This window comes from Enterobacter sp. MALB-1 (genome assembly GCF_041021625.1).
Taxonomy (GTDB): domain Bacteria; phylum Pseudomonadota; class Gammaproteobacteria; order Enterobacterales; family Enterobacteriaceae; genus Enterobacter; species Enterobacter oligotrophicus.
Genome location: NZ_JBDPJL010000001.1, coordinates 3,106,144 through 3,120,923, shown reverse-complemented (window position 1 = coordinate 3,120,923; position 14,780 = coordinate 3,106,144). Strand labels below are relative to the sequence as shown.

General features: G+C 53.2%; 10 protein-coding genes, 7 tRNA genes and 1 pseudogene. 5 read left to right on the top strand and 13 right to left on the bottom strand.

Annotation, left to right across the window (positions count from 1 at the left end; all coding sequences use genetic code 11):
• The first annotated feature begins 114 nt into the window (after positions 1-114).
• The gene (gene ubiF, locus ABGB15_RS14950; RefSeq protein WP_215722854.1) at positions 115-1,290 is read left to right on the top strand and encodes a 3-demethoxyubiquinol 3-hydroxylase; all 1,176 of its coding nucleotides are present in this window, start codon (positions 115-117) and stop codon (positions 1,288-1,290) included.
• Between the two features lie 109 nt (positions 1,291-1,399).
• Here the strand turns inward: ubiF and ABGB15_RS14945 are convergent.
• The 12 genes from ABGB15_RS14945 to nagB form a co-directional block, all read right to left on the bottom strand.
• Positions 1,400-1,474 (bottom strand) — tRNA-Gln (locus tag ABGB15_RS14945).
• Positions 1,475-1,511: 37 nt separating this feature from the next.
• Positions 1,512-1,586: transfer RNA gene (locus ABGB15_RS14940), tRNA-Gln, on the bottom strand.
• A gap of 44 nt (positions 1,587-1,630) precedes the next feature.
• Positions 1,631-1,707 (bottom strand) — tRNA-Met (locus ABGB15_RS14935).
• Between the two features lie 17 nt (positions 1,708-1,724).
• Positions 1,725-1,799: transfer RNA gene (locus tag ABGB15_RS14930), tRNA-Gln, on the bottom strand.
• A 33-nt stretch (positions 1,800-1,832) separates the two neighbouring features.
• Positions 1,833-1,907: transfer RNA gene (locus tag ABGB15_RS14925), tRNA-Gln, on the bottom strand.
• Between the two features lie 23 nt (positions 1,908-1,930).
• Positions 1,931-2,015: transfer RNA gene (locus ABGB15_RS14920), tRNA-Leu, on the bottom strand.
• An 8-nt stretch (positions 2,016-2,023) separates the two neighbouring features.
• A tRNA-Met gene (locus ABGB15_RS14915) sits at positions 2,024-2,100 on the bottom strand.
• A gap of 224 nt (positions 2,101-2,324) precedes the next feature.
• Positions 2,325-3,989, bottom strand: a complete 1,665-nt coding sequence (gene asnB, locus ABGB15_RS14910) for an asparagine synthase B (RefSeq protein WP_215722855.1) — start codon at positions 3,987-3,989, stop codon at positions 2,325-2,327.
• Positions 3,990-4,239: 250 nt separating this feature from the next.
• A complete protein-coding gene (gene nagD, locus ABGB15_RS14905; protein WP_152083868.1) occupies positions 4,240-4,992 on the bottom strand; it encodes a ribonucleotide monophosphatase NagD in 753 nt (250 codons plus the stop codon).
• A 45-nt stretch (positions 4,993-5,037) separates the two neighbouring features.
• Positions 5,038-6,258, bottom strand: a complete 1,221-nt coding sequence (locus ABGB15_RS14900; RefSeq protein WP_152083869.1) for an N-acetylglucosamine repressor — start codon at positions 6,256-6,258, stop codon at positions 5,038-5,040.
• Positions 6,259-6,266: 8 nt separating this feature from the next.
• Positions 6,267-7,415, bottom strand: a complete 1,149-nt coding sequence (gene nagA / locus ABGB15_RS14895) for an N-acetylglucosamine-6-phosphate deacetylase (protein WP_215722856.1) — start codon at positions 7,413-7,415, stop codon at positions 6,267-6,269.
• A gap of 56 nt (positions 7,416-7,471) precedes the next feature.
• A complete protein-coding gene (gene nagB / locus ABGB15_RS14890; RefSeq protein ID WP_215722857.1) occupies positions 7,472-8,272 on the bottom strand; it encodes a glucosamine-6-phosphate deaminase in 801 nt (266 codons plus the stop codon).
• A 327-nt stretch (positions 8,273-8,599) separates the two neighbouring features.
• Here nagB and nagE point away from each other — a divergent pair, with 327 nt between their 5' ends.
• Positions 8,600-10,621 (top strand): N-acetylglucosamine-specific PTS transporter subunit IIBC, encoded by a 2,022-nt coding sequence (gene nagE / locus ABGB15_RS14885; protein WP_215722858.1) that lies wholly within the window; start codon positions 8,600-8,602, stop codon positions 10,619-10,621.
• Between the two features lie 169 nt (positions 10,622-10,790).
• On the top strand, positions 10,791-12,458 hold the full coding sequence (gene glnS, locus ABGB15_RS14880) for a glutamine--tRNA ligase (protein ID WP_369064199.1): 1,668 nt from the start codon (positions 10,791-10,793) through the stop codon (positions 12,456-12,458).
• Between the two features lie 271 nt (positions 12,459-12,729).
• Here the strand turns inward: glnS and ABGB15_RS14875 are convergent.
• Positions 12,730-12,831 (bottom strand): annotated as a pseudogene (locus ABGB15_RS14875) (hypothetical protein); the annotation flags it as partial.
• Between the two features lie 74 nt (positions 12,832-12,905).
• Here ABGB15_RS14875 and chiP point away from each other — a divergent pair.
• Together chiP and chiQ are read left to right on the top strand one after the other, a co-directional pair.
• Positions 12,906-14,303 (top strand): chitoporin, encoded by a 1,398-nt coding sequence (chiP, locus tag ABGB15_RS14870; RefSeq protein ID WP_215722859.1) that lies wholly within the window; start codon positions 12,906-12,908, stop codon positions 14,301-14,303.
• A gap of 47 nt (positions 14,304-14,350) precedes the next feature.
• Entirely contained in the window at positions 14,351-14,677 is a 327-nt protein-coding gene (chiQ, locus tag ABGB15_RS14865) for a ChiQ/YbfN family lipoprotein (RefSeq protein ID WP_215722871.1), read from the top strand.
• Positions 14,678-14,780: the final 103 nt, after the last annotated feature.

Genomic DNA, 14,780 nt, shown 5'->3' with positions numbered 1-14,780 from the left:
GCAAGCCGCGTATTGTAATGCTTTGGTGGGGTTGTGACCAGTATGAAGGTTATGACTCTCAAGAGCGCAAAAATCCGGTAAACTTAAGGGATTCTCCAATAAGGAAAAATGACCATGACACTCCAACACACCGAAGTTGCCGTTGTCGGCGGCGGTATGGTCGGCGGCGCGCTGGCGCTGGGGCTGGCGCAGCAGGGATTTGCGGTAACGGTAATTGAGCAGTCGGCACCGCCGGCATTCGATCCCGCCAGTAAACCGGACGTGCGCATTTCTGCGATCAGCGCGGCGTCCGTCGATCTGCTGCGCGGGCTGGGCGTTTGGGAAGCGGTACAGGCGATGCGCGCCCATCCTTACAGTCGTCTTGAAACCTGGGAGTGGGAAAATGCCCATGTCGCGTTTGATGCCGCTGAACTGAAGCTGCCGCGCCTGGGGTATATGGTGGAAAACAATGTTCTGCAACTCGCCCTGTGGCAGGCGCTGGAGGCGCATCCGAACGTTACGCTGCGTGTACCTGCTTCCCTGAAAGCGCTGCATCGCCACGAAAGTGGCTATCTTCTGACGCTGGATAGTGGTGATGAGCTGGCCGTGAAACTGGTAGTGGGGGCAGATGGTGCGAACTCGCAGGTCCGGCAGATGGCGGGAATTGGTGTACATGCCTGGCAATATCAGCAGTCCTGTATGCTGATCACCGTCCAGTGCGAGAATGCACCGGGCGAAAGCACCTGGCAGCACTTTACGCCAAACGGCCCACACGCCTTTTTACCGCTGTTCGATAACTGGGCATCGCTGGTGTGGTACGACAAACCGGCGCGCATTCGCCAGTTGCAGGGGCTCTCTATGGAACAGTTGCAGCGCGAAATTCTGCAGCATTTCCCGAGCCGTTTAGGTTCTGTCACGCCGGTCGCTGCGGGCGCATTCCCACTCACACGACGTCATGCTTTGCAGTATGCCCGTGAAGGGCTGGCGCTGGTGGGCGATGCGGCACACACTATTCATCCGCTGGCCGGGCAGGGGGTGAATCTGGGCTATCGAGATGTTGATGCGTTACTGGACGTTTTGAGCAATGCGCGTGGCCATGCGGAAGCCTGGTCCAGCCATCAGGTTCTGAAACGCTACCAGACGCGGCGTATGGCGGATAACTTTATTATGCAGTCAGGGATGGATCTGTTCTATGCCGGGTTCAGCAATGACTTAGGGCCGGTGCGCATTCTGCGTAATATTGGCTTAATGGCGGCGGAACGCGCCGGTGGTCTGAAGCGTCAGGCCCTGAAATACGCCTTAGGACTTTAATCCTTTTTCCCTCTCCCCGTGGGAGAGGGTCAGGGTGAGGGCATCAGGCCGCACAATGCTGAACAACAAAAACAAAAAAGCCCGCAGAGCGGGCTTTTTTGTTACTAAGTGGCTGGGGTGCAGGGATTCGAACCCCGGAATGCTGGTATCAGAAACCAGAGCCTTACCGCTTGGCGACACCCCAATTGCGTTAAACAAACTGCTTAACGACTTTTTTAAATTGGCTGGGGTACGAGGATTCGAACCTCGGAATGCTGGTATCAGAAACCAGAGCCTTACCGCTTGGCGATACCCCAACAATTTTTTCTAGTTTACCGAAAAAATCGGTAAATGACTAATTTGGTGGCTACGACGGGATTCGAACCTGTGACCCCATCATTATGAGTGATGTGCTCTAACCAACTGAGCTACGTAGCCAGCACTGCAATCTTCGATGGCTGGGGTACCTGGATTCGAACCAGGGAATGCCGGTATCAAAAACCGGTGCCTTACCGCTTGGCGATACCCCAATAACCGCGGAGAACCGCTAAATCGAAGAAATATGGCTGGGGTACCTGGATTCGAACCAGGGAATGCCGGTATCAAAAACCGGTGCCTTACCGCTTGGCGATACCCCATCCGTGCAACGCTTACCTGGGAATGGTGCGGGAGGCGAGACTTGAACTCGCACACCTTGCGGCGCCAGAACCTAAATCTGGTGCGTCTACCAATTTCGCCACTCCCGCAAAAAAGATGGTGGCTACGACGGGATTCGAACCTGTGACCCCATCATTATGAGTGATGTGCTCTAACCAACTGAGCTACGTAGCCATCTTTTTTTCGCGTTACCTTATCGGCGTTGCGGGGCGCATTATGCGTATAGACCCTTGCAGCGTCAACACCTTTTTCAACGAAAATAGCCGGAATGTGACTGTTTGGTTAGGTTGCGAACAGCGTGGCCGAATATTCGGCAATTATTGGTTATTAATCGATTTTGTGCGGTGAAAAGTAAGGCAAAAAAAAGGCCCCGAAGGGCCTGTGTACAGTTTAAGCGATTACTTATAGGCGGACTGGTGAACGCCTACCGCACGTCCTGAAGGATCGTTCATCGCTTTGAAAGATTCATCCCATTCAATGGCTTTCGCAGAAGAACAGGCGACGGACGGGCCACCCGGCACACATTCGGCGGCGCTCGGAAGCGGGAACAGTTCTTCAAAGATCTCACGGTACAAATACGCTTCTTTAGAACCTGGCGTGTTGTACGGGAAGCGGAAGCTCGCGGTTTCCAGCTGTTGGTCGGAAACCTGTTTTGCCGCCACCTCTTTCAAAGTGTCGATCCAGCTGTAGCCAACGCCGTCAGAGAACTGCTCTTTCTGACGCCATGCAACGCTTGCTGGCAGGTAGGATTCGAAACATTCACGCAGGATATGTTTCTCCATTTTACCGTTGCCGCACATTTTGTCCTGCGGGTTGATGCGCATCGCCACGTCGAGGAATTTCTTATCCAGGAACGGCACGCGCGCTTCCACGCCCCAGGCGGACATCGCTTTGTTGGCACGCGCACAGTCAAACATATGCAGCGCCTGCAGTTTACGCACGGTTTCTTCATGCAGCTCTTTGGCGTTTGGCGCTTTGTGGAAATAGAGATAGCCGCCAAACACTTCGTCCGAGCCTTCACCGGACAGCACCATCTTAATGCCCATCGCTTTGATCTTACGGGACATTAAATACATCGGCGTGGAGGCGCGGATGGTGGTAACGTCATAGGTTTCAATGTGATAGATCACATCGCGGATCGCATCCAGACCTTCCTGCACGGTGAAATGAATTTCATGGTGCACGGTGCCGAGGTGGTTAGCCACTTCCTGCGCGGCTTTCAGATCCGGTGCACCTTCCAGGCCCACGGCGAAGGAGTGCAGCTGCGGCCACCAGGCTTCAGAGCGTTCCTGATCTTCAACGCGACGGGCTGCGTATTTCTTGGTGATCGCGGAGATCACAGAGGAGTCCAGGCCGCCGGAGAGCAGCACGCCGTAAGGCACGTCTGACATCAGGTGGCTTTTCACGGAATCTTCCAGCGCCTGACGCAGCTCGGCTTTGTCCGTAACGTTGTCTTTTACTGCGTCATAATCGAACCAGTCGCGCTGGTAGTACGGGCGGATCTCGCCGTCTTTGCTCCACAGATAGCTGCCTGCCGGGAACTCTTTAATGGTGCGGCAAACCGGCACCAGGGCTTTCATTTCAGATGCAACGTAGAAGTTGCCATGCTCGTCGTGGCCCATGTACAGCGGGATGATACCAATATGATCGCGGCCAATCAGGTAGGCGTCTTTTTCGCTGTCGTACAGCGCGAAGGCAAACATGCCCTGCAGATCGTCCAGGAATTCCGGGCCTTTCTCCTGATACAGCGCCAGGATCACTTCACAGTCAGATCCGGTCTGGAACGCGTAGCGATCGCCGTACTCGGCGCGCAGTGCCTGATGGTTGTAGATTTCACCGTTCACAGCCAGCGCGTGTGTTTTTTTCTCGTTATACAGCGGCTGTGCACCGGCGTTGACGTCAACAATCGACAGACGTTCATGAGCCAGAATCGCTTTATCGCTGGCGTAAACGCCGGACCAGTCCGGACCGCGGTGGCGCATCAGGCGGGACAGTTCGAGAGCCTTTTTACGCAGTTCACCCGCGTCAGTTTTAATATCCAGTACGCCAAAAATTGAACACATAACCTTCTCCGTTAACCCTGTTGCTTTGTAATGTTGCTTGCTTATGAAAATGCCGCAAAAGGGGGAGGGGGCGCAAGCGTTTTACGGGGAGAAACGAAAATAGTGCAATGGTGATTGCTGAATGTTGAAAAAAGAGTATGACCTGAGTGCTTTTATTGATGATTATGCAATGAATGCTGGTTTCTGTTAGATGGCGTGATGTTTGTTAAGGGCTGAAATGAAGAACCACGCCCTGGGGCGTGGCTCTGAATCAGATCACATCGATTTCGTCGACGGAAGGGTAAATCCAGCTTGGCCGGAACGGCATGGAGTCGATATCGTCGAGCGTCGATACGCCAGAGAGGACCAGTATTGTCTCAAGACCCGCCTGGAATCCGGCCAGAATATCGGTGCGCAGGTTGTCGCCTACAATCACGGTTTCCTCTGAATGGGCCTGCATTTTGTTCAGCGCAGCGCGAATGATCCACGGACTCGGCTTACCAACAAAAAACGGCTTACGACCGGATATTTTTTCGATACCCGCGCAGAGCGCACCGCACGCCGGGTAAAAACCACGGCCATGAGTATCCGGGTTGGTGGCGATGAAACGCGCGCCGTTGGCGACGAAGTACGATGCTTTATGCATCATCTCCCAGTTATAGGAACGCGTTTCGCCCACAATCACAAAGTCCGGGTTCACATCGGTGATGGTAAAGCCTGCTTTATACAGCTCGTGGATCAGCGCACCTTCACCGACCACGTAGGCTTTTTTGCCTTCCTGACGCTTCAGGAAATCTGCAGTCGCCATTGCAGAGGTATAAAACACGCTGTCCGGCACGTCGACGCCTGCGGTGGCGAAGCGGTTTGCCAGATCCTGACCAGTCTGGGAAGGGTAGTTCGTGAGCAGAACCAGTGGCATTCCTTTGTCGATGATGCGGTGAAGAAACTCCGCAGCACCTGGCACGGCAACGTTATCGTGCATCAGCACGCCGTCGATATCACAAATTACATTCTTAATGGTCATGGACTTTCCGACATCAAAAAAAGAAGGCGTTACTATAAGACCCGATCAACTTTCCAGCAAATGTTGCAGCAGAATACCGTTGAGCATGGCGCGTTTCACCAGGGCAAAGGCACCAATGGCTGAGCGATGATCCAGCGTTGAGCGCACCACCGGTAAATTCTGACGAAACGCTTTCAGCGCCTGGGTGTTAATGCAGCCTTCAATCGCGGGCAATAGCACTTTTTCGGCTTCGACTATTTCGCCAGCAATTACCACTTTTTGCGGGTTAAACAGGTTGATGGCAATGGCAATGGTTTTACCCAGATGCCGTCCTACCTGCTCGATCACTTCGCAGGCCAGCGCGTCACCTTTGTTGGCGGCCTTGCAGATGGCACCGATCTTACAGTCATCCAGCGTCACACGGCTTTGGTAGCCCTGCTCCAGCAGATGTCGGACCCGATGTTCAATCGCCGCGTTAGCGGCAACGGTTTCGAGGCAGCCAAAGTTTCCGCAGTGACAACGTTCGCCAAGCGGCTCGACCTGAATGTGGCCGATCTCGCCCACGTTGCCGTTGCGACCGATAAAAATCCGCCCGTTAGAAATAATCCCTGCGCCCGTACCACGGTGAACGCGCACCAGAATAGAGTCTTCACAGTCCTGGCTCGCACCAAAGTAGTGCTCTGCCAGCGCCAGCGAGCGGATATCGTGACCGACAAAGCAGGTCACCTTAAAGCGCTTTTCCAGCGCGTCGACCAGCCCCCAGTTCTCCACCTGAATATGCGGCATGTAGCGAATGACGCCGCTTTCAGGGTCGACCAGGCCCGGCAGGATCACCGAGATGGCAATGAGTTCGCGGATCTTGCGCTGACAGCTTTCGATAAACAGCGCAATGGTATTCAGCAGCGCGTGTTCCAACGTCTCCTGGGTACGCTCCGGAAGCGGGTAGTGCTCTTCAGCGATGGCTTTGCTGCTCAGATCGTAAAGCGTAAGCGTGGTGTCATGGCGACCAAGACGGACGCCAATGGCCTGAAAATTGCGGGTTTCGGTGATAATGGAGATCGCGCGGCGACCCCCGGTGGAGGCCTGCTGATCGACTTCTTTGATCAGGCCGCGCTCAATAAGCTGACGTGTAATTTTTGTCACGCTGGCGGGAGCAAGCTGGCTTTGTTCGGCTATCTGAATGCGCGAGATTGGCCCGTGTTGGTCAATCAGGCGATAAACTGCCGCGCTGTTAAGTTGTTTAACGAGATCGACATTACCGATTTGAGCTTGTCCGCCTGGTGTCATACTTTTACTTACTCAGTGACGACCTCGTTACCATTAACGATGGTCTTAATAATTTTAAAATCGTGTGTGAATGCCGTCAGGTTTGCAACCATACCCGGTGCAATACCGCCCAGCTGTTTATCTACGCCCATTGCGCGCGCCGGATAAAGCGTTGCCATACGCAGCACTTCATCAAGTGCGATGCCGCAATGCTCAACCAGGTTACGCACCCCTTCGATCATCGTCAGGGCAGAACCGCTCAGCGTGCCATTCTCATCCACACACAGTCCATTACGGTAGTATATTGTTTTACCAGCAAAAATGAACTGGTCAATATTTGCCCCTGCCGGTGCGGTTGCATCCGTCACCAGGCACAGCTTGTCACCTTTCAGACGTTTAGCGTTGCGGATGTTGGTGTAATCGACGTGCAAGCCATCAGCAATAATGCCGCAATAGACGTCTGGCTCATCCAGAATAGCCCCAACCAGCCCCGGTTCACGGCCGGTGATATACGGCATGGCGTTGTACAGGTGGGTCGCAAACGTAATGCCTGCGCGGAAACCGGCTTTCGCTTCTTTCAGCGTGGCGTTTGAGTGGCCCGCTGAAACCACAATCCCGGCGGCAGCCAGTTTGCTGATGACGTCAGTGCCGGTCATCTCAGGTGCCAGCGTCACTTTGGTGATCACGTCGGCGTTGGCGCACAGGTAATCAACCAGCCCGGTATCCGGCTTACGCACGTAGTTCGGGTTGTGGGTGCCTTTCTTGACCATGTTCAGCCATGGTCCTTCAAGGTGCAGGCCCAGCGCCTGATTCGGATGTTTTGCCAGGTATTCACGCATCACGCGGATACCCTGTTTCATCAGGTCATCGCTGCTGGTAATCAGGGTTGGCAGATAGCTGGTACAGCCCGATTTTTCGTTGGCTTTCTGCATGATTTCCAGCGTTTCGACCGTCACCGCTTCAGCAGTATCGTTAAACTGCACACCGCCGCAACCGTTAAGCTGAACGTCGATGAAACCGGGGGAGATCGTTGCTCCATTGAGTGAGCGCTGTTCTATCTCCGGCGGCAGTTCGGCCAGCGGGCAAACACGTTCAATCAGGCCATTCGCGATCACAATCGCATGGTCATCCAGAATTTCATGGCCGGTATAAATCCGACCGTGGGTTAAAGCGTACATAACGACCCCCGGTTTAAAAAATGCGACCGCCTCTGCATAAAGAGGCGGTAATTCAATTACAGACCTTTGATGCTCTCAGCTTCTAACTCGTTGAAGTATTTCAGCGTTTTCACTTTCAGCTCCATCGTGGACGGTTCGTCACACACGATGACTGATTTCGGATGCAACTGCAGGCAGCTGATGGTCCACATGTGATTAACGTTGCCTTCAACGGCTGCCTGGAGCGCCTGCGCTTTCACGCCGCCCAGCACCAGAATCATCACCTCTTCGGCATCCAGCAGGGTGCCCACGCCAACGGTCAGGGCGTATTTTGGAACCTGATTCACATCGCCGTCAAAGAAACGGGAGTTTGCCACGCGGGTGTCATGGGTCAGCGTTTTAATACGGGTACGGGAAGCCAGAGAGGATGCAGGCTCGTTAAACGCGATATGACCATCGTTACCCACGCCACCCATGAAGAGATGGATTTTGCCGTAAGCGCGGATTTTTTCTTCATACTGACGGCATTCTGCGTCAATATCAGGCGCATTACCATTCAGCAGGTTAATGTTTTCCGCCGGGATATCAACGTGATCAAAGAAATTGCGGTGCATAAAGCTGTGGTAGCTTTCAGGATGTTCCTTTGGCAGGCCAACATATTCGTCCATGTTGAACGTCACAACATGTTTGAAGCTAACCTGGCCCGCTTTGTGCATTTCAACCAGAGCTTTGTAAGCTGTCAGTGGCGTACCACCGGTTGGAAGACCCAGTACGAAAGGGCGATCTGCAGTCGGTTTGAACGCATTAATGCGGTTAACGATATGGCGAGCGGCCCATTTACCGACTTGTTCAGCAGTTGCCAGGGGAATCAGTCTCATTGTTCACCTCAAGAGTTAAAGTAAAAGTGTGGGCGGATGACAGCGGAACCTGATACTTAAGCGTAACCTGGAAACTTTCAGGCCGGATCAATCCGTCTTGATTTTTTGAATGATAAAATAAGTTTTCGCTGTTAGCCAGTGAAAGGGAGGGTTATTAACGATATTTGGTGACAAAAATCACAAAAAGTACGCGTTTAATTTGCGATACGAATTAATTTTTCACACACTCACAATGCCAGTGAATCATCAACCGTATCTATAGGTTAGTGACACAATAAAAACACAGCTGAGAATGTGCCTTAAACGGGGTCTCATAGGGGGAAGAAAGTGAGTATTCTAGGTTATTTACAAAAGGTTGGCCGCGCGCTTATGGTGCCGGTCGCCACGCTGCCAGCGGCAGCGATATTAATGGGTGTCGGTTACTGGATTGACCCGGTTGGCTGGGGTGGGGACAATGCGTTAGCGGCGTTCTTCATTAAGTCCGGTTCTGCCATCATCGACAACATGTCTGTACTGTTTGCCATTGGTGTGGCTTATGGTATGTCCAAAGATAAAGACGGTGCTGCGGCGCTGACAGGCTTCGTGGGCTTCCTGGTGTTGACCACGCTCTGTTCTCCGGCTGCGGTTTCCATGATCCAGAAAATCCCGGCGGACCAGGTTCCGGCCGCGTTCGGTAAGATCAGCAACCAGTTCGTGGGTATCCTCGTCGGTATTATCTCTGCGGAATTGTACAACCGCTTCAGCAGCGTCGAGCTGCCTAAAGCGCTGTCGTTCTTCAGCGGTCGCCGTCTGGTGCCGATTCTGACCTCTTTCGTGATGATCTTCGTTGCGTTCATCCTGATGTACATCTGGCCGGTGATCTTCGACGGTCTGGTGAACTTTGGTGAACACATCCAGAAACTGGGTTCTGTCGGTGCGGGTGTGTACGCGTTCTTCAACCGTCTGCTGATCCCGGTTGGTCTGCACCATGCGCTGAACTCCGTATTCTGGTTCGACGTTGCCGGTATTAACGATATTCCTAACTTCCTGGGTGGCGCTCAGTCCATCGAAGCCGGTAAAGCGGTTGTCGGTATCACGGGCCGTTACCAGGCGGGCTTCTTCCCAATCATGATGTTCGGCCTGCCGGGTGCAGCGCTGGCTATCTACCACTGCGCGCGTCCTGAGAACAAAGCAAAAGTGCTGGGTATCATGATGGCCGGTGCATTTGCCGCCTTCTTTACCGGGATCACCGAGCCGCTGGAATTCTCCTTCATGTTCGTTGCTCCGGTTCTGTATGTGATCCACGCCGTGCTGACCGGTATCTCCGTGTTCATCGCCGCAAGCATGCAGTGGATTGCGGGCTTCGGCTTCAGCGCGGGTCTGGTGGATATGGTGCTTTCTTCCCGTAACCCGCTGGCAACGCACTGGTGGATGCTGATCCCACAAGGTCTGGTGTTCTTCGTTATTTACTATGTTGTGTTCCGTTTCACCATCACCAAATTCAACCTGATGACGCCGGGCCGTGAGCTGGCTGTAGCCGGTAGCGAAGCGGATGGTCAGGACGTGAATGTGAGCGTGGATAAAGACCAGGACGTAGCAGGCCTGGCGCGTCAGTACATTGCTGCGGTAGGCGGTTCTGACAACCTGACCGGTATTGATGCCTGTATCACCCGTCTGCGTCTGAACGTGAAAGACTCTTCCCTGGTGAACGAAGCACTGGCAAAACGTCTGGGCGCATCTGGTGTTATCCGTCTGAACAAAACCAGCGTGCAGATTATCGTGGGCTTTGTGGCAGAAAAAATTGCTAACGCCATGAAAACCACCGGCCCGGTAGCCGCTGCGGAAGCGTCTGCAGCGCCTGCTGCTGCACCAACTGCGGCAAAACCACAGGCTGTGCCAAATGCAACGACCATCGCCGCGCTGGTTTCTCCAGTTACCGGTGAGGTGGTTGCCATCGAACAGGTGCCTGACGAAGCGTTTGCCAGCAAAGCGGTGGGTGACGGTGTGGCTGTGAAACCAACGGACAAAACCGTGGTGTCCCCGGCAGCCGGTACTATCGTGAAAATCTTCAACACCAACCACGCGTTCTGCCTCGAAACTGAAAAAGGCGCGGAGATCGTTGTCCACATGGGCATCGATACCGTGGCACTGAACGGTCAGGGCTTTACCCGCCTGGTGGAAGAGGGCGCGGAAGTGGTGGCAGGCCAGCCGATTCTGGAAATGGATCTGGACTTCCTGAACGCCAACGCGCGCTCCATGATTAGCCCGGTGGTATGCAGCAACATCGACGACTTCAGCGGCCTGGTGATTCAGGCGAAAGGTCAGGTGGTTGCGGGTCAAACGCCACTGTATGAGATTAAAGGCAAGTAATCGCTCCTGAGTAGAGTCATGCCTTAAGCGGCGGGGGAGATCCTCCGCCGCTTTTTTTTGCAGCAAATGCCCCCATTATTTTCTCAAGAGCCGTTTTAAGGGTTGTCACTACGTCCGGCTTATAAGATCATATGCCGTTATACGTTGTTTACGCTTTGAGGAATCCACGATGAGTGAGGCAGAAGCCCGCCCGAGTAACTTTATTCGTCAGATCATCGATGAAGATCTGGCCAGTGGTAAGCACACCACAGTGCATACGCGTTTCCCGCCGGAGCCGAATGGCTACCTGCATATTGGGCACGCAAAATCGATCTGCCTGAACTTTGGTATTGCGCAAGACTACCAGGGCCAGTGCAACCTGCGTTTCGATGACACCAACCCAGTAAAAGAAGACATCGAATACGTTGAGTCCATCAAGAATGACGTGCAATGGCTGGGCTTCAACTGGTCTGGTGATATCTGCTACTCCTCTGACTATTTTGATCAGCTGTATGCCTACGCGGTTGAACTGATCAACAAAGGTCTGGCGTATGTCGACGAACTCTCTGCAGATGAGATCCGCGAATACCGTGGTTCACTGACCGCGCCGGGTAAAAACAGCCCGTACCGCGATCGCAGCGTGGAAGAGAACCTGGCGCTGTTTGAAAAAATGCGTGCCGGTGGCTTCGAAGAAGGCAAAGCGTGCCTGCGTGCCAAAATCGACATGGCGTCTCCGTTTATCGTGATGCGCGATCCGGTGCTGTACCGCATTAAGTTTGCAGAACACCACCAGACCGGGAACAAGTGGTGCATCTACCCGATGTATGACTTCACCCACTGCATCAGCGATGCGCTGGAGGGCATTACGCACTCCCTGTGTACGCTGGAGTTCCAGGACAACCGTCGTCTGTACGACTGGGTGCTGGATAACATCACCATTCCTGTGCATCCGCGTCAGTACGAGTTCTCTCGTCTGAATCTGGAATACACCGTGATGTCCAAGCGTAAGCTGAACCTGCTGGTGACCGACAAGCACGTAGAAGGCTGGGACGACCCACGTATGCCGACCATCTCCGGTCTGCGTCGCCGTGGTTATACCTCTGCCTCTATTCGTGAGTTCTGCAAGCGCATCGGCGTCACCAAACAGGACAACACCATTGAGATCGCGTCTCTGGAGTCCTGCATTCGTGAAGACCTGAACGAAAACGCGCCGCGTGCAATGGCCGTTATCGACCCGGTGAAACTGGTTATCGAAAACTACCCGCAGGGTGAGAGCGAGCTGGTTTCCATGCCTAACCATCCGAGCAAGCCAGAGATGGGAACGCGCGATGTGCCGTTCAGCGGTGAGATCTGGATCGATCGTGCTGACTTCCGCGAAGAAGCGAACAAACAGTACAAGCGTCTGGTGCTGGGCAAAGAAGTGCGTCTGCGTAACGCCTACGTGATCAAAGCCGAGCGCGTGGAGAAAGATGCAGAAGGGAATATCACTACCATCTTCTGTACTTACGATGCCGACACGTTGAGCAAAGATCCCGCCGATGGCCGTAAAGTGAAAGGCGTTATCCACTGGGTAAGCGCGACGCATGCGCTGCCAGTTGAGATTCGTCTGTACGATCGTCTGTTCAGCGTGCCTAACCCTGGTGCTGCGGAAGACTTCCTGGCGACCATCAATCCGGAATCACTGGTGATCAAACAGGGTTATGCGGAACCGTCCCTGAAAGCGGTCGAAGCCGGTAAAGCGTTCCAGTTTGAACGCGAAGGTTACTTCTGCCTGGACAGCCGTCACAGCACCGCTGAGAAACCGGTATTTAACCGTACCGTCGGCCTGCGTGATACCTGGGCGAAGATTGGCGAATAATATCGCAGCCGTGGTCAATGAGAAACAAACGCCGCTTATCGCGGCGTTTTTTTATTTAACGATCATGCTGTTAAAGCCGTACATAAATATTGCAGGTCAAAATATCTGGTCAATGTGGTGCTACTTATTTTTTTAAAAAAAGTTTTTATTTTTGCGAAAATGCTTAAGGCTCAACAATACGGGCTTACTTCAGGTGTTACTCACTGAAATATATTGTTTTCCCCCCGCCAATCCTCGCTTTCTGATAAATGTTACAAAGCACTACGAATTATGTGCACTTCGTCATAATCCTGACTTTTGCCCACTGAAAAGCGTTGATAATTCGCGTCGCGAAAAATAACCTAAAGACGGTAGTTAATTCGAGGGTATTTATAACTGCCCCTGACCATCAGGTCTTTTATATTTCCGCCGTTTTAGGCGTTTTAATTCGTCAAAGAGGAATAATCTATGCGTACGTTCAGTGGCAAACGTAGTGCGCTGGCGCTGGCTATCGCCGGTGTGACAGCAATGTCGGGCCTGGTGGTTGCACCAGAGGCAAAAGCAGCAGGTTTTATCGAAGATTCTACCCTTACGGGCGGGATCTATTACTGGCAGCGTGAACGTGACCGTAAAGACGTCACTGAAGACAAATACAAAACCAACCTTTCTCACTCCACCTGGAACGCCAACCTGGATTTCCAGTCGGGTTATGCGGCGGATATGTTCGGTCTGGATATTGCTGCATTCACCGCCATTGAAATGGCCGAAAACGGCGACAGCGGTCACCCGAACGAAATTGCATTCTCCTCCAGCAACAAAGCCTATGATGAAGACTGGTCCGGGGATAAAAGCGGTATCAGCCTGTATAAGGCAGCAGCGAAATTCAAATATGGCCCGGTATGGGCGCGTGGTGGTTATATTCAGCCAACTGGTCAGACACTGTTAGCCCCGCACTGGAGCTTTATGCCAGGGACCTATCAGGGTGCTGAAGCTGGCGCTAATTTTGATTACGGCGATGCGGGTGCGTTGAGCTTCTCCTATATGTGGACCAACGAGTACAAAGCACCGTGGCACATCGAAATGGACAAGTTCTACCAGAACGATAAAAAGACCAAAGTGGAATATCTCCACTCGCTGGGCGCGAAGTATGATTTCAAGAACGATCTGGTACTTGAAGCTGCATTCGGTCAGGCTGAAGGTTATATCGATCAATATTTTGCCAAAGCCAGCTACAAATTTGATATCGCGGGTAGCCCGCTGAGCACCAGCTATCAGTTCTACGGTACGCGTGATAAAGCCAGCAACGGCACCGTCAATGATATTTACGACGGCACCGCATGGCTGCAGGCGCTGACTTTCGGCTATAAGGTCGGCCAGGTTGATTTACGTCTGGAAGGGACATGGGTGAAAGCAGAAGGGCAGCAGGGCTACTTCCTGCAGCGTATGACCCCAACCTACGCCTCCTCTAACGGTCGTCTGGATATCTGGTGGGATAACCGCTCCGACTTCAACGCCGACGGCGAAAAAGCGGTCTTCTTCGGCGCGATGTATGACCTGAAAAACTGGAACCTGCCAGGCTGGGCAGTGGGTGCCTCTTACGCTTACGCCTGGGACGCGAAGCCTGCGGATATGGCAACACCGGATGCGTACTACGATCCAAACTACCGTCTGAAAGAGTCCTCCTACAGTCTGGATGCCATCTATACCCTGCAGGAGGGGCGTGCGAAAGGCACCATGTTCAAACTGCACTTCACGCAGTACGACAACCATTCTGATATCCCAAGCTATGCGGGCGGTTACGGCAACATCTTCCAGGATGAACGTGACGTGAAATTTATGGTTATCGCGCCATTCACTATCTTCTGATGAACGCTCCGGCGGGCTGAGTCCCGCCGGGATGGAGACTGAATATGATGAAAAAAATTGTCGTCGTCGCGTTGCTGGCATCAGGGCTGGTGGCATGCGCTCAGCCTCAGGCACCGAAAGAGGATTCGCGTCTTAAAGAAGCGTATAGCGCCTGTATCAATACCGCGGAGGGATCGCCGGATAAAATCGAAGCCTGCCAGAGCGTGCTGAATGTGCTTAAGAAAGAGAAAGCGCATGAACAGTTTGCGACGCAGGAAAACATTCGCGTGATGGATTACCAGGCCTGTATTCAGGCACGTAAAACGGGTAATGATCAGGAAGTGGCGAAGCGTTGCGATAAGATCTGGCAGGAGATCCGCAGCAACAACAACTAATAAGCCGTTTTTACGCCCGGTGGCGCTGCGCTTACGGGGCCTGCAAAGGTGTCATAGCCCGTAGGCCCGGTAAGCGCAGCGCCACCGGGCTTTTTATTGCCAT